14 protein-coding genes are annotated in these 16,547 nt (G+C 49.6%); all 14 read right to left on the bottom strand.

The window, feature by feature from the left end:
* Nucleotides 1-66: 66 nt before the first annotated feature.
* A complete protein-coding gene (locus QVO97_RS08850; protein WP_022359973.1) occupies nucleotides 67-861 on the bottom strand; it encodes an HAD-IIB family hydrolase in 795 nt (264 codons plus the stop codon).
* Nucleotides 848-1,435, bottom strand: a complete 588-nt coding sequence (locus QVO97_RS08845; protein ID WP_022359972.1) for a xanthine phosphoribosyltransferase — start codon at nucleotides 1,433-1,435, stop codon at nucleotides 848-850. The genes QVO97_RS08850 and QVO97_RS08845 overlap by 14 nt, the downstream gene beginning before the upstream one ends.
* A 38-nt stretch (nucleotides 1,436-1,473) precedes the next feature.
* Nucleotides 1,474-2,610 carry a trigger factor gene (gene tig / locus QVO97_RS08840; protein WP_022359971.1) on the bottom strand — a complete coding sequence of 379 codons (1,137 nt, stop codon included), beginning with the start codon at nucleotides 2,608-2,610 and terminating at the stop codon, nucleotides 1,474-1,476.
* A 261-nt stretch (nucleotides 2,611-2,871) separates the two neighbouring features.
* Entirely contained in the window at nucleotides 2,872-4,266 is a 1,395-nt protein-coding gene (locus QVO97_RS08835) for an aminopeptidase (protein ID WP_022359970.1), read from the bottom strand.
* Between the two features lie 20 nt (nucleotides 4,267-4,286).
* Nucleotides 4,287-4,745 (bottom strand): D-aminoacyl-tRNA deacylase, encoded by a 459-nt coding sequence (gene dtd, locus QVO97_RS08830; RefSeq protein ID WP_022359969.1) that lies wholly within the window; start codon nucleotides 4,743-4,745, stop codon nucleotides 4,287-4,289.
* Nucleotides 4,746-4,783: 38 nt separating this feature from the next.
* The gene (locus QVO97_RS08825; RefSeq protein ID WP_022359968.1) at nucleotides 4,784-6,601 is read right to left on the bottom strand and encodes a glycerophosphodiester phosphodiesterase family protein; all 1,818 of its coding nucleotides are present in this window, start codon (nucleotides 6,599-6,601) and stop codon (nucleotides 4,784-4,786) included.
* Nucleotides 6,602-6,613: 12 nt separating this feature from the next.
* Nucleotides 6,614-7,345, bottom strand: a complete 732-nt coding sequence (locus tag QVO97_RS08820) for a GTP pyrophosphokinase (RefSeq protein ID WP_337411586.1) — start codon at nucleotides 7,343-7,345, stop codon at nucleotides 6,614-6,616.
* A 71-nt stretch (nucleotides 7,346-7,416) separates the two neighbouring features.
* The gene (locus QVO97_RS08815; protein WP_022359966.1) at nucleotides 7,417-8,331 is read right to left on the bottom strand and encodes a S1 RNA-binding domain-containing protein; all 915 of its coding nucleotides are present in this window, start codon (nucleotides 8,329-8,331) and stop codon (nucleotides 7,417-7,419) included.
* A 403-nt stretch (nucleotides 8,332-8,734) separates the two neighbouring features.
* Nucleotides 8,735-10,087, bottom strand: a complete 1,353-nt coding sequence (gene gdhA, locus QVO97_RS08810; protein WP_022359965.1) for an NADP-specific glutamate dehydrogenase — start codon at nucleotides 10,085-10,087, stop codon at nucleotides 8,735-8,737.
* Between the two features lie 435 nt (nucleotides 10,088-10,522).
* On the bottom strand, nucleotides 10,523-11,710 hold the full coding sequence (gene gltS, locus QVO97_RS08805) for a sodium/glutamate symporter (protein WP_022359964.1): 1,188 nt from the start codon (nucleotides 11,708-11,710) through the stop codon (nucleotides 10,523-10,525).
* Nucleotides 11,711-11,865: 155 nt separating this feature from the next.
* Nucleotides 11,866-12,711, bottom strand: a complete 846-nt coding sequence (locus tag QVO97_RS08800) for a DNA-binding domain-containing protein (RefSeq protein WP_022359963.1) — start codon at nucleotides 12,709-12,711, stop codon at nucleotides 11,866-11,868.
* A complete protein-coding gene (locus QVO97_RS08795) occupies nucleotides 12,712-13,992 on the bottom strand; it encodes a sensor histidine kinase (RefSeq protein ID WP_022359962.1) in 1,281 nt (426 codons plus the stop codon).
* Between the two features lie 307 nt (nucleotides 13,993-14,299).
* A complete protein-coding gene (locus tag QVO97_RS08790; RefSeq protein WP_022359961.1) occupies nucleotides 14,300-15,448 on the bottom strand; it encodes a flavodoxin family protein in 1,149 nt (382 codons plus the stop codon).
* A gap of 36 nt (nucleotides 15,449-15,484) precedes the next feature.
* Nucleotides 15,485-16,547, bottom strand: a 1,063-nt coding sequence (locus tag QVO97_RS08785) for a lactate dehydrogenase (RefSeq protein WP_288189465.1), incomplete at its 5' end; no start/stop codon positions are given.

Genomic DNA, 16,547 nt, shown 5'->3' with positions numbered 1-16,547 from the left:
AACTCCACACATCCACACAAATTTCACTCTTTATACATATATATCAAACACCAAACCATTGTTTCCTTACAAAAGCCCCAGCTCTTCCATCGCCCGGTAAATCCCATCTTCCTCCACGGTCTTCGCCGTAAACGTCGCATACGACTCCAGCCCGGCATCGTGTTTTCCCATGACAACCGTATTCGGCACATACTGGAACATCGACAGATCGTTCATGCTGTCTCCAAAGACCCACGCGTCCTCCAGCGCAATCCCATATTGCTTCAAAATCCACTCGATCGCACTCGCCTTAGAATGCCCCATCGGCACACACTCATAGAAGCCGCCGCCCCGGTCAATCACCTCAAAATCCCGAAGTGTCTCAAAAAATCCCGCCGGATCACTGTCTGCTCCGACTGCCACGCAAAATTTACTGATCGAAAAGGATGGATCCGACCAGTTCTTCGCCGAAACCGAGCCGCTCTGGTCGAGAATCGAGCGGATCGCCCGCATCGTTTCGGTCTGCACCCCATCTGGCCGGAAAAAGCAGGCGTCCACGCCCTCCATCACTGTATCCATCCGGAACCGCAGAATATCCTCTTTCAGTTTCTCCGCCCGTTCCGGCGAAATTCTCTGGTCATAGAGTGTCTTTCCATCCACGGAAATATAGGTACCACAGCCGCAGAGCAGCCCGTTTACCGGCGCTTCCTCCCGGATTTTGGACGTCTGGCACCAGGTTCGCCCCGTATTAATAAAGGTCAAATTTCCCTTTTCCATTGTTTTTTTTAAGGCAAGCACCGCGCTTTGCGGTACCTGCCTTAATTTTTCACTAAACAATGTTCCATCAATATCAAAAAACAATGCTTTTTTATTTATCTTCATTTCTGAATACGATCTCCCCGGTCTCTGCATTCATGCTGTCTACGATCGCCAGTGACTCAACGCGGATGCCCTTATCACGGATGCGTTTGCCGCCGTCCTGAAAACCTTTTTCAATGACAATGCCCGCACCAACTAATTCTGCTCCCGAATCCTGAATCAAAGTGGTCAGACCGTCTAATGCCTTTCCCTTTGCCAGAAAATCATCGATAACCAGAACCTTATCGCCTTTTCCAAGAAACTCCTTGGACACAATAATATCATATACAGTGCCATGGGTAAACGATTCAACCTTCGTTGTATACACTTCTCCGGCAATATTTTTCGTCTTTGTTTTCTTGGCAAATACAACCGGAACATCAAAATATTCGGCTACGATACAGGCAATACCAATACCCGACGCCTCGATCGTCAGGATCTTGTTGATCTCCTCACCCTCAAAACGGCGTTTAAACTCCTTGCCGATCTCCTGGAACAGATGAATATCCATCTGGTGATTCAGGAAACGATCCACTTTCAATACATTTCCTGCTCTTACGATTCCATCTTTACGGATTCTGTCGTATAAAATCTGCATATGTCTATCCCCTTATCTGTATTTTTATGAGACGCTTTCTACTCCGCCTCGTCCTCGGCTGCTTCTGTATTCAGCGCCGCATTGTTCTCCTCAGTGCTGACAGTGATCTTGGCATTTTCTACCAGAAAATCAAGTGTCTTCTGCATCAGTGCCGTATCGTCCACCATCTTCTGATCGATGTTATCGTTCTGAAGCATCGTCTCCAGGCTCTCGTAGCCGTAGCGTTTCGCCAGTGCTTCCTTGTCCGAATCGTCGATCGTGATATTTTCCTGCTTTGCAATCTCATTTAAAACGAGGGACTGTTTCGCCATTTCCTTGGCTTCCTCTCGGATCTTCTGCTTGAAGCTGTCCTCGTCGCTTCCAATCATACCCGCATAGGTCGCCAGATCGACGCCGTAGGAGGAAAGCATGTTGGTGTATGCCTTTAACTGTGTATCATATGCCTCGTCGATCGATGCAGTCGAGCATACAACTTCTGAATTGTCCACAACCGCATTCAGAATATCCGTATCTCTCTGATTGTCAATCGAGAGCTGTTTCTGCTCTAAGAGGTTCTCACGGGTGGATTCACGGTATTTCTCCACGGTTCCATCATCCGGTGATACGGAAGCAACAAACTCATCCGTCAGTTCCGGAACGGAGCGCTCCTTGACCGCATTGACCGTTACCTCAAATACAACCGCCTTACCTGCCAGATCCGGGTTGTTCGGATACGGATCCGGGAAGGTCAGGTTTAAGTCTTTCTGATCGCCCTTCACAGCGCCGACCAGCCCATCCTCGAATCCATCGATAAAGCTGCCGGATCCCAGTGTCAGGTCATAGCCCTCGGCAGTACCGCCCTCAAATGCCTCACCGTCTAAAAGTCCCTTATAGTCAATGTTGACCTGATCGCCCGTCTGGGCTGCCCGGTCTACCTCGCGGTACTCGGCCTTTGAATTCAACACCTGCTGAATCTGGTTTTCTACTTCCTCGTCCGTCACGGATGCCTCGGTCACGGTCACAGCGATGCCTTTGTACTCGCCCAGCTTCACGCTGCTCTCTGCGACATGCTCCTCTGTCTCTGCAGCCGCGCTCTCTGCTGCGGTCGTCTCAGTCCCTGTCTTTTTTCCGCATCCAGATGCCGCTGCTGCTACCGCAACCGCCAGACAGATGCCTGCTATTTTCCATCTCTTCATTTAGTCGTCCTCTATCTCTCAATTTCCTGCCTGCGCCATCCGGCACCTGGCTTTCAAACGCACATATGGTATATCTGCACGTATGTCTTACCAATCATCATACCACAAACCAGCCTGTCGCAAAAGCGATTTTTCAATATTTTACATTTTCTATCTTGTTACTGTACACGCATACGTGTCCAGTAACGGAATTTACTATTACAAAAAATTCCGCCAGAAAAAAACGTTTTGTCTTTCCTGACGGAATTTTCTGGCTATTTTTTAGCTGCAAAATGCTGCAAATGCCAGATATGTGTTATAGATATCCAGTTTCGATGCCAGCTCAAATGGGGCATGCATGGATAAAATCGGAACACCCATATCCACAACGTCTACATCCATGCCAGCCACAAACAGGGCAACCGTGCCGCCGCCGCCGACGTCTACTGCGCCCAGCTCGCCGATCTGCCAGTATACGCCTGCCTCATCCATGATCTGGATCACTTTCGCCATCGTCTCCGCGCTCGCGTCGTTGCTGCCGGATTTGCCACGCGCACCCGTATATTTCGTCAAAACGACACCCTTATTCAGATAGCAGGAGTTTTTTTCTTCAAATACACTCGCAAACGTCGGGTCATACGCCGCATTGACATCCGCCGACAGGCACAGAGAATGCTTCAGCACTTTGCGGACATCCACATTTCCTGCCTTGCACAGTCCCTCGATATAATGCAGGGTAAAATCGGAATTTAAGCCGGTATTTCCAACGGAACCGATCTCCTCTTTATCTGCCAGAATCGTAACCGTCGTGTATTCCGGGGACTTGGCTTTCATCTCTGCGGTCAGTGCCGTGTACGCGCACACCTTGTCATCCTGTCCGTAAGCGCCGACCAGGCTGCGGTCCAGACCGACATCCGTTGCTTTTACTGCCGGCACAAATTCGATCTCTGCACGCAGGAAATCCTTCTCCGTCATGCCGAAGCGCTCATTTAAGATCGACAGCGCCAGCAGCTTGACCGGCTCCTTGATCGAGTCTTCTTCCTCGCACGGGTACGGCAGGGATCCAACAATGATATTTAATTCTTCGCCCTTGATGCCGTCTTTCAGTTTCCGCTCATTCTGCTGTGCGGCAAGATGCGGAAGCAGATCGGTCACGCAGAAGACTGGATCGCCCTCTTTTTCGCCGATGCAAATATCCATCGAGGTGCCGTCCTTTAAAATCACAACGCCGTGCATCGCCAGCGGGATCGTCGCCCACTGGTATTTGCGGATGCCGCCGTAATAATGGGTCTTGAAATATGCCGCCTCTGCCTTCTCATACAGCGGGTTCGGTTTCAGATCCAGGCGCGGGGAATCGATGTGAGCCACGTTAATGCGGACGCCGTCCTCCAGCGGACGTTTTCCGAACGTGCTCATCAGAAGCGCTTTCTTGCGGTTGATCTGGTATACCTTGTCGCCCGGCTGATAGATTTTTCCTTCTTCGAACTCCTCATAACCAGCCTCTTTCAGGCGGAGCACCGCCTCGCGCACAAATTCGCGCTCGGTCTTTGCCACATTTAAAAACTCCTTATATCCCTCGCAATATGCAAATGCCTTTTCCTCCTGCTCCGGGGCTTTCTTTCCAATATTAGGAAATTCCCAAATCAGTTTTTCTCTCTGTTCTTTCGCTACTGACATATCCTTCCTCCTTTTGCGAATCATTTCTTTTTCACTATCGTATCACTATCCAGCAGAATCGTAAATGGTCCATCGTTTAAAAGCTCGACCTTCATATCTGCCCCGAAAATACCGTGCTCAACCTTCCGCACCTGTCCGGCGCAGCGCGCCAGCGCGTGTTCGTAGAGATGGTTCGCCAGTTCTGGATTTCCCGCACCCGTAAAGCCCGGGCGGTTTCCGTGGCTGCAGTCCGCGTACAAAGTAAACTGGCTGATCAGCAGGATCTCGCCATCCACATCCGCCAGCGAACAGTTCGTCTTGCCGTTCTCATCCTCAAAAATACGCAGCTTGCACATTTTATCCACCATTTTGTCGGTGATTTCCTCCGTGTCGGTGTCGCTGACGCCCATCAGTACCATATATCCACGGCCGATCGAGCCGATCAGCTCGCCGTCTACCTTTACACTCGCGTGTTTGACTCTCTGTAGTACAAATCTCATGTTTTTCTCCTGATTTTTATTTTTCCTGTAATCTTTCTTTACCGTAGCAGCGCCCTCAGCCGCGCCAGCAGATTCTCCGCATTTTCCTCGCCCAGAATGACCTCCCGCGCCAGGATCGGCCGGTCGGTGATGATGTTATCGACGCCGATCATCTTCATTCGCTCCAGTTCACTCTTTTTATTGACCGTCCAGACATGAACCTCCTTACCACAGGCATGGACGCGCTCGACCAGCTTCCGGTTCGCTGAACTGGAGAGCAGGCTGATAAAATCGATCGCATCATCCTCGTAATAGCTTCCATATGCTGCCGACAGGATATAGCCCGTATAAATATCCGAATCCGCCGCCTTCACCCGCTTTAAATAAGAAAGACTCGTCGATGTCACGACGCACTGTTCCACGAAATCATTCTCCCGGATACAGTCCACGACCTTTTCCGGCAGATCGCTCGACGCGCCGGCATATTTGATCTCGATGTTCAGCATCATCCGTCCCCTGACATATTCGATAACGTCCTCCAGCTTCGGAATCCGCGTCCCACTGTACTGCTCCGAATACCAGCCACCGGCATCTACCTGCTGCAGCTCGTCCCAGGAAAGCGATCGGATCGTCCGCCGCGTCCCGTCGATCCGCTCCAGAGTGCTGTCATGGAACAATACCAGCACACCATCCCGCGTCTCCTGCACATCCAGCTCTGCAAAATCCGCCATCTGATCGACCGCTGCCTCCATCGCAGGCATCGTGTTCTCCGGTGCACTCGTCGATGCGCCCCGATGCGCCGTGAGCTGCACTTCCCTCAGCTGATCCGCCGCCAGCACATTGCCCCGGTAAAAAGCGTCGTACATTGCTCCGGCGCTCAATGCCGTCAGAAGTGCCAGCGCCGCCATCCGGTTGCGGCGGCTCAACCACGGAAGACCCGCATGTTCGCCAGCTTCAAACTTCCAGCGCTCTTTGTTCTGACGTTTCCGGTCCAACTGCACATATAACACCGTCAATGCGCCATAATTAACCGACATCAGCACGATGCTCATGAGCGGCATCAAAACCATCTCGATCCGGTCGCGCGCCTCTAAAACCAGAATCAATTCCAGACGCCGGTCCGCAAACCAGACAGCAAACACCGCCACAATCACAACCGCAATCAGATAGAGCACCACCGTCACCGCCGTAACTGCCAGATTGCACAAAACAAGCGTCCCAACTACCTGTACCCGATTACCGCGCAGCAGCTCCCTACTTCGCAGAAATCCGCCCCGAAACGACCGCTGCTCCAGCATACAGCCAAAACAGATAAAAATCGTCGGAAGTGAGATCACAACCGCGCCAACAATCACGCCAACCAGTAAAAGCCGCCCCCAGTTCTCCGCCAGAAGCGCCGGAAGGATAAATTTGACCGCCTTCACATGGCATAACATCCGGTAAATCAAAAATGAATGAAGCACCAGGCCGTGAACCGCCAGCACCAGAAACAACCTCAGATTCCGCTTTCGGATCTCTGATACCGTCAGACGGATGCCTGCCGCAAACATCGAAAAAGCGCTCATTTTCCGCGAGAGTGCCGCCGCCTGATATGCCGCCAGAAGTCCCGCCGCCTCGATGGAAACTCCCACCAGCAGGATCGCTGCCATCAAAACCAGAATCGCGATCGTAACCGGCCGCAGCAGGTAGGAAACCAGATTGCTGACCGTCACATAACTGTAGCCGGACGCGCGCACCGACAGCCGGAACAGCGCCGCCACTGCCTGCAAAAGAAGCGGCAGCGTGAGCAAACGGAAAGCCAGCTCAAACAGCAGAATATTCCCCCCATTTACCTGAACAATCTGCTTTGTCTCACCCATCCGCCTGCGTATCTTCATTTTCTTCGTCTCTTACTCTCCGGCTTCTTTCCGGTTCCCGGACGCAGCTTCCCCGCTCCGTTTCCCGTCTTTCGGCTCCTGCTCGTTCCCCGCGGGCACATCCTCCCGCTCTGCTTTCTTCATTTCCTCCGCCACTTTCGCAGCTTCCTTCTCCTTCGCCTGTTCCTCCGCAATCTTCGTGATCGCCTGATTCAGGGAAAACATCTTATTATCCAGCATATCCGCCATATCCGCGCAGGCTTTCAGTTCCTGCTCCAGATAATCCGGCGCATTTCCTTCAAATTTATAATAAATCTTGTGTTCCAGACTTGCCCAGAAATCCATCGCTATCGTCCGTATCTGGATCTCCACCTTCGTATCCACCGGACCATCGCTTAGATAAATCGGGATCGTTACAACCATATGGTAACTCTTGTAGCCATTCGGCTTCGGATTCTTGATATAATCCTTCACCACCAGCACCGTCACATCCGACTGACGCGCGATCATCTCCGCGATCCGGTAAATATCCGGGCTGAACGAGCAGATAATACGGATGCCCGCAATATCGCTCAGATGCTCAATCATGTTCGGGATCGTCACCTCATATCCACCGCGTTTAAGCTTCTTGACGATACTCTCCGGTGTTTTCAGGCGCGATTTGATGTGCTCGATCGGATTGTAATTATATAAATGAATAAACTCGTTATTTAGAATTTCAATTTTCGTGTTAATCGCTTTCAGGGCAGAATTGTACAGAAACATGACTGTCGTCCACTGGTCAAGCTGATTATACGTCTCAGGGATATTCAATTTTCCCTCTCCTTTACTGCTATTTAGTCAAATTTAAAGCCCTTTAACAGCTCGGCAAATCCGGTTGTCGCCTCGCCTGACTCATGATAATTAAATACTTCCTCTTCCGGCGCTTCGTCCGGCTCTACCTCTTTCATGCTGAGGCTTAGTTTGCCATTTGCGGTAGACAGGATTTTCACCGTCACTTTCTGTCCCACCTTTACGACTGCACCCGGATTCTCCACGCGTTTTTTGCTCATCTGGGAAACATGTACCAGTCCGCTTAAGCCATTTTCCAGCAGGACAAACGCGCCGTATGGCTTGATTGTCTCGACCGTTCCTTCCATGATCGCGCCGGTCTCACAGCGCGCAATCCGGCTCTTCTTCTCCGCATCCTGTTTTTCTCTCGCCAACTCTCTGCCGGACAGGACGAGACGTTTCTTCTCCTCATCCGCCTCAATCACCAGCACCGGAATCTTCTTTCCATTCCAGCTGTCCAGATCCTCGACATACGCTGCATCCAGTCTCGACGCCGGTATAAAGCCACGCACGCCTTCCACCATCGCAACCGCACCGCCGTTTACGACCTCGGAAATAGTAACCTCAAGCGGTGTGCGCTCATCGAGCAGCTGACGGAAATGTTCCCACGTCATCCTGTCATTCGCCTCCTTGCGGGATAAAACGACATTGCCATCGCCGTCGTCGGTCTGAATTACCGTTGCCGTGAGCAGGTCGCCCGGCTGAATCTCGTCCTTCATATTAAAATCCGGATCATTGCTCAGATTCTCACGGTCAATCACGCCCTGAGCAAAATATTTCAAATCCACCAGCACCTGGTCGTCTGTCACTGCAACAACCGTGCCGGTCACAATATCGCCCTCATGCAGGCGTTTGAAAGACGCCTCCAGCTCCTCGGCATAGTCCTCCATTGTCTCTACCAACTCTTTATTCTCATCCATCCTGGTATTTCTCCTTTCCGTTCCTTCTACACTCTTTTGGGTGGCAAAACTCTATTGACTATTTAACCATATTCCACCCGATATTTCCAGAGTGAATTTGTGAAAATTATCTTAAAATCGATTTGCTACCGCCGATTCACACCCTCTGGCAGACAAACACCCTTTACCATTATTATTTTATGTAAGGGATGGAAACAGTTATTCCTTGAAATGAAAAAGAATGTGCCTTGGCACATCCTCGCGGAACGGTTTTTATTTCATAGGGCGCAATTTCCTATGAAAAAAAACCGCTGATCCGGACTTCCTGTCACCAGGTTGTCCGAATCAGCAGTTCTTTTATGTAACTGCGTTATGCAATTATATTACTTATACATTCACTCCATATGGTATGGGGAACTACTGACTACCAGCAGATACCCTGAGCCATCATAGCGTCAGCAACTTTCTGGAAACCAACGATGTTAGCACCAGCTACCAGGTTGTAGCCTAAGCCGTATTTCTCAGCTGCTGCTGCGGAACCATCATGGATACCAGTCATGATCTGATGCAGTTTGGAATCAACTTCCTCTGCTGTCCAGCTGTATCTCTCGCTGTTCTGGCTCATCTCAAGACCAGATACAAGAACGCCACCTGCGTTAACAGCCTTGGACGGAGCTACTACCATGTTCTTCTGCTCCATTAAGAACTTAAGAGCTTCGTTGGTAGTTGGCATGTTAGCAACCTCGATGTAGTACTTAAGGCCGTTAGCAACCATCTTCTTAGCCTCTTCCATACGAACGTCGTTCTGAGTAGCAGCCGGCATAACGATGTCAGCCTTAACGCCGAACGGTTTCTCACCTGGGAAGAACTGTACGCCGAACTTGTCTGCGTAATCCTGAACTTTGTTACGTCCAGATGCTCTCATCTCCAGCATGTAGTTGATCTTCTCTTCAGTTACAACACCTTCCGGATCATAGATGTATCCGTCCGGACCAGACAGGGTAACAGCCTTAGCACCCAGCTCAGCCAGTTTCTTGCAGATACCCCAAGCAACGTTACCGAAACCAGATACAACAACGCTCTTGCCTTCGATTGTATCGTTCTCATGTTTCATAACTGCTTCTACATAGTAAACAGCGCCGTAACCAGTTGCTTCCGGACGTACCAGAGAACCACCGAAGGACATTCCCTTACCAGTGATAGTACCGTTCTCGAATGCACCACGGATCTTTCTGTACTGGCCATACAGGTAACCGATCTCACGAGCACCTACACCAAGGTCACCAGCCGGGATATCTACGTCCGGTCCGATGTGACGATATAACTCAGTCATGAAGGACTGGCAGAATCTCATAACCTCTGCATCGCTCTTGCCGTTCGGGTCGAAGTCAGAACCACCCTTAGCACCGCCCATCGGCAGGGTTGTTAAGCTGTTTTTGAAAGTCTGCTCGAAGCCTAAGAATTTCATGATAGACAGGTTTACAGAAGGAGCGAAACGTAAGCCTCCTTTGTACGGTCCAATAGCGCCGTTGAACTGTACACGATAGCCACGGTTTACATGAACAGCGCCGTTGTCATCTACCCACGGTACACGGAACTCGATAGTTCTCTCCGGCTCAACCATTCTCTCAAGAAGAGCAACCTTCTCGTACTCCGGATGTGCATCTACAACCGGACCCAGAGTGGATAATACTTCCTCTGCTGTCTGAAGGAATTCGGCTTCATGTGCGTTTTTCTCTTTGAGTTCTGCAAGAACTCTGTCAACATACTTGCTCATTGGATAATACCTCCTGATATGTATATAAGTTTGAATAGTTCACTGAACTATGGTTACCACAAATACTTGACGATGGTTTCATCAATCTTGTACATAATTCCCTCTGGTTCCAAATTGTTTTTGTGAACTTTTCTGTTTCTATAATGTATTATATATCATTTCTTCGTCAGAATCAAATAAAAATAGTGTTATAGATGTTATTATTATTTGCTTATGGAGTTATATTGTTCCTGATTATAACTCGGGGATGGACAACGAATGTGCCAAAGCACATTCGGGCGCCTCGTGCGGTCGCTTGCGACATATTTCTGCTTCGTGTGAGTGCGCATCATTGGCACGTTAGCGCCTTTTTGTGTAATAGGGAATTCCAAGGAATTTCCTATTACACAAAAAAAGAGGCCTGCCGAAAAGCAGACCTCTTGAAATTCGCATCTATTAACCCAGGAAGCTGATGAATCCTGTCAGGATAGTTGCGTTTACAAAGTCGATGAATAAGGAACCTACCAGCGGAACTACCATGAATGCAGTCGGAGCCGGACCATATACGCCGGTGATTGCCTGCATGTTTGCCATAGCGTTCGGGGTAGCACCCATACCGAATCCACAGAAACCACTGGTCATAACAGCAGCATCGTAGGATTTGCCAAGTACGTTGAATACAACGAAGTTTGCATAGAAGAACATAAGTACTGTCTGTGCAAGAAGCATAACTACCATCGGTACAGCCAGCTCAGCTAACTGCCACAGCTTCATATCGATCATAGCCAGACCCAGGAATACGGAAAGGGAAGCACCGCCCAGTGTGCTGATCTCTTCCATCGGGATCTCTTTGTTCTGAACATCCATGATGTTACGGATGATAGCACCAACTAACATTGCGCCGATGTAGAATGGGAATGTCATAAACTTGCCAAGGAACATGGATACGATAGTACCAGCACCGATAGCAACGATTAAGTACAGAAGACCGTCAAGGATTCTAGCGGAATCGATTGCACCAGTCTCATCTGTCTCTACAGTCTCAGTCTTAGTAGCTGCCTCAGTAACTGCGGACAGTTTGTACTTACGGATCTTAGCAGTTGCGATAGGACCACCGATTACGCAGCCTGCAACCAGACCATAAGTAGCGGAAGCGATAGCTACAACGCTCGCATTTGCTACGCCTAATTCCTCAAGTAACGGTCCGAAGGAACCAGCAGTACCGTGACCACCTACCATCGGGATGGAACCGGTTGCCAGACCCAGACGAGGATCCAGACCAAATACGCTTGCCAGACCAGCACCCAGGACGTTCTGAAGAATTACCATAACAGCTGACAGAGCCAGGAATACAACTGTCTGAACGCCGCCCTTCTTCAGCATACGGAAAGATGCTGTGAAACCTACGCTACAGAAGAAAGCTACCATGAATACGTTTTTAAGTGTCATGTCGCAGGAAATTTCCAGAATGCCCATGCCTCTTACGATGGTATGAACGATTGCATAAAGGAAACCACCAACTACAGGTGCCGGAATACAATACCGACGAAGAATAGAAATTTTAGCTACCAGAACACGTCCCAGTAACAGTACAAGTGCCGCAACTGCGGTTGCCTGATACATATCAAGCTCGATTGTCTTCATACAACTACCTCCAACCTATTTTTTTTTCTTGCTCGCAGGTGTATAATACTGTAGCCCCGACAAAAAACTACAAGATCCATCATAAAAACATAAAATTTTTATAACATTTTTTTAACTTATGATAAACAGATTGGAAAGTTTTGTAAATCTACCCGTTATACCTCACGATCTACCGCCAGCATCAGGCTGTCGATGAACTTTTTGATGCTGACTTTGCCACCGTAACGGCGTTTACCGCGGATGTGATCCATCTCTGCCCGGATTTCCTCGAATGGGAACAAGGTGCTGGAGTATGCAGTAAAGGTTTCATTCATGAAATCCTCAATACCCAAATGTGCCAGGTTCGACATGCCGACCGCGATCGCACGGCGGACACGCTGCTCCATGTTCTTCGGCGCATCGCTCAAAAGCTCGCAGAGCTGACCGATGCTGACCTGGGAGATAGGGCGTCCGTTGTTGTGCAGATACTCGCAGATCCGAAGGATATCGTCGCCGCCCTTCTCGCCGGACATGCCGAGACGGTTTAAAATGTAAAGCACCTTTCTGCCGTAACCGTCATCTTTTTTCTTCTCCTTCGGCATATCCGCGATCTCTGCCATGAACATTTTCTTAATATTCGTCAGAGTTTTCTCATTCTTGATCTGCTCATCCACATTACGGATGACCGATTTTACCTCAATGATATTGATTGGCTTGCTGATGAAGAACTCAATGCCCGCATCGTATGCCTTGCCGATCAATTCTTTTGCCGCCACCTGGGAAATCATGATGCATTTTGCCTTGCAGCCTCTTTCCCGCAGTTCGCGCATGACCTGAACACCGTCCTTTTCCGGCATCAAGAAATCAATCAGAACCATATCCGGATTCTTTGCCAGGATATCATCCACATCCGCCGGCTGTCCCTCTGAAGTTCCGCAGACAATTCCCAGATCATTATCTTCAATAATATCCTGCAGGACGCTGATCACTGACATATCATCTTCAACAATATAAATCTCCATTTACTCTATTTCCTCCAATTTCGCTATCGGTATCTCAATATGGAATTTCGTTCCTCTTCCCTCTTCCGAATCCACTGAAATACTACCTTCAAACTGCTCCTCTACCGCGTTTTTCACACCGCAGAGCCCGACGCCTCTATATATATTGCCGGTTTTTTCATCAAACTTCGTTGAATATCCCATATTGAAAATCCGTGGGAGATGTTTTTCTGAAATTCCCGGTCCGTCGTCCGCTACTTCAAACACATAATTGCCATCTTTTTTGTACTCCCGAATCCAGATCATCCCGCTTTTTTTCGTCGATTCGATCGCTTCCACCGCATTTCCTACCAAATTTTTGAGAATCGTCATAAGCTGGTAGTGTTCCTGCGTCATAAAATTGTCCCGGCAGTCAAACATCAGACGGATATCCAGCTTTTTCTCCGCCATGGTCCGGTAGGTGGCTGATTCCAGAATCCGAAGAAGATCCTGCAGGCTCATCGTTTCCTCGTTCGACTCTTCCTCGATCGCCTCCTCAATGCCCTGAATGATGCGGATGTAATCTTTCTTGATCTCATGGACATCCCGCGCTATCTCAAGTCCCATCTGCTGCATTTCCCGTGGAAGATCCTTTTCCAGAATCTGCTCATAGAGCTTGTATGCATTGCTCATGACGCGCTCGATCTCCTCGGTGTTCTTATGCATCAGGTAAATCTCAGTCTTGAGTCCCGTCGTCATAAGAAATAACCGCTGATAACGGCTCTCATGATCCGCTTTCGTAAGAAGAAGCCGATACTGCTGTTCTCCGATCAGTGCCAGTGCCACAAAAAGCGTGCGGACTGCAGCGATCATAAAAAGCTTTTGAATCGTATCCGGTCCCGGCATCGCATTGTTTTTAAGAAGCGCTGCCAGAAAATTTTCGAATATATTCGAGCATAAGTCACAGAAAAATGCCGCCGCAATCACATTTTCCAGATTCGCGATATGTTTATTCCGGATCTGCAGCTTGAACATCATGCCGTACACGATATAAAAGAATGCTCCGGGCATCGCAAGCTGTACCAGCATCTCGGATGGCATTCCCTGCAGATAATATATCACAATTCGGAATAAAAAAACAATGATCGACGTCACCGTACAGATCGTCATCGTGTGAATCTGACTTCCGACTGTCATAATCAGCACCGGAAGCAGGATAACCGACGCTGACACACGGAAATTGTTGACAAATACGTTCCAATAAAGCTGCGAAGTTATCGCTATGATAAAGCCTATCGCTAATGTTCGTCTCCAGGATTTCATTTCTGCCTTTCTCCCTCTTTAAATAGTACAATTTCACATAGCTTTTAGCCTGAGTAAAACAGTTTTTGCATATTTATATAGTATACTTAGTTTCATGAAATCTGTAAAGAATTTTATAGCAGACGTGAAACTCTCGTTACTGTTCACACACGTGTGCCCAGCAACGGGATTTTGCCGATGCTACGCATTCCAAATCGGCAAAATCTGCTGCCGGAACTGTATCGTACGGAATTTTCAGTTCAAAGAATTCCTACCTGTGAACAGTTACAAACTCTCCCAGTGACGCTGCCCTGCTTATAACCCCTCTTTACCTATATAATAGCGTCTCCCGGATTCTCTCCGCAAACGCATTCATCCGTTCCTCAATCCCCGGCAGCTGCATCGCTGCCCCGGCATTGTTTGCCGTCTCCATCATCGCAAACTGCCCCGGCAGATAGAAGGTTTTGTTCATATTTAACGCCGCGATAAGCTGTTCCGCCACGATATCGCTTCCGGAATAGCCCGACACAACCACCGCAAACAGCGCTTTGTCATAAAACCGCGTCGTCCGGAACAGCGAAGTCAGGCGGTTGATGAACGCAGTCAGGTTTGCCGACAGCGCATCGTTGTAGTTTGGACAGAGCATCACGATCGCATCCGCCTCTCGGACTGCCGGATAGACGTCCTCGACCATCACTCCACCGTAGAAGCAGCTTCCCTGCTCGCCAAAATGCAGGCACATCTTGTACGGGCATCCGGCGCAGTCGGAAAGCGTACCGTTTCGAAGCCCTATCTCCCGGATCTCCATCTCCGGGAGCTGTTCTTTCACCCGGTTCCAGATCGCGTAGGTGTTGGAGGTCTTGTGGCTTGACGCGTGCAGCACCAATACTTTCGGACATTTTTTCCTGACGCAATCCGTTCCCAGTACTTCTTTGACCAGCCCCGCCGCGCTCTCGCGGTATGCCCCCATCAGATCGGTTCCAAGATTATTGGAAACGATCGTGTAATTGGAAAGTGTCCGCGTGCCCTCGACGAGCGGGCGTCCCACGAACGCGCAGCCCGCACAGTTAGCGGCAAATACCAGATCCTTCGCCGCCGATTTGGAATAGAGGTCATTTTCACTGTCCACCAAAAGTCCGCCGACAAAACCGTTCAGAAAATCCGGATGTTCCCGCAGGAAACGAATCAGGCGGTAAAGCTCCAGGTTGATGCCAGATGTACCAAGCGGCACGGCAAACAGGATACGTCCCTGGACTGGATTTTTTCGATTCTGTGTCTTCTCCAGGCGCCTCCATCGGTTTACATAATCTTCAAAAGCACTGATTTCCGTCGCTGTCTCGTAGGCGTAGCCGTCCAGCGCATAGGATAACACCTCAGAAAGGCGCGCATCCGCGCCTTTTTCCTCCTCGCGCAGATGGACGAGGAGGAGAGGCATTTCTTCTATATAAATATCTCCTTCTGAATTTGAATGAATCATTTATGTTCGCTTCCTTCCTGCGATAAGACTCATCAATCACACAATCTTTTTCAGATTTTCCTCCGCCGTCACAATCCGCTCATACAGCGCATCCGGCAGTGGCAGGATTTCTGTTTCCAGACCGTATTCAGTATAACGGTTTTTCACGCCCATGAAGATGCCGCCCATGAATACGGAACCGCAGTGCCATTCGCCGCGCATCATCAGAATCAGGGAGATCGCGCCGGAGGAATATGCCGGTGCGATAAACGGCTTGAAACCGATCGCACGCATATGCAGGTTTGCCGTTACCGTCAGCTGGGTCAGTTCTTTTGAAAGCTCGTCGTTGTAATTCTCAATGGAATCTGCGATGACGAGATCCTGTCCATGCGGTCCGAAGGAACGCCCCTCAGTCAAAAACTGTGAAAACCGCCCGTCGCGCTTCGCATAATAAGCCGCGCGCGCATTCATAACGCCGAGTCCGAAGCCCTGTACCTGTTCCGGGCGGAGTCCCTTTAAATCAAGGATGCCGTTTTCGTCCTTGTTGCTCTCCAGCCATGCCGTCTTTGCCAGCGGGTCAACCGGATCGGAGACAACGGCAAATAAGCCCTTGAAATGCTCGGCTCTCGCCTGTCTTGCATACTGCGCAACGATCTTGGAGTTATTTTCAAACTGGTACATCCGCACATCCTTGACGCCAGAACCAACCGGCGGGATTCCCTTAGAAGCGACAAATACAAATACATCGCACTTGAAGAGGTCTTCCGGTTTTACCACATCGACCTCCGGCAGCGCGTCATACGCCCACGGGTAGGCAATCTGGTTTTCCTCAAATTCCCAGCGTGCGGTCACTTTATCGGAAATATCACAGATGCCGATCGAACTGATGCAGTCGCCGCCCAGAAGATGAAGCCCGGTCAACAGCGTACTTCCGACGTCGCCGATCGCCAGAACATGGACTCTTTTCTTCGTTTTCTGCGGTTTTTCTGCCAGAATTGTCTCAAAATCCGGATGCAGGCGGTTGACTGCGCGCATCACGTCCTGAATGATCGCGGCTTTGACTGCCTCGTCAAGCTCACAATTTTTGTTTGCCGCCTGCATCTCCAGCTTCCGGCTGCTC

Origin of the sequence: Clostridium sp. CAG:43 (assembly GCF_000434655.1) — a bacterium.
GTDB classification, from domain to species: domain Bacteria; phylum Bacillota; class Clostridia; order Lachnospirales; family Lachnospiraceae; genus Otoolea; species Otoolea fessa.
Note: the sequence above shows the minus strand (reverse complement) of the source record. Positions and strands in the feature narration are given on the sequence as shown.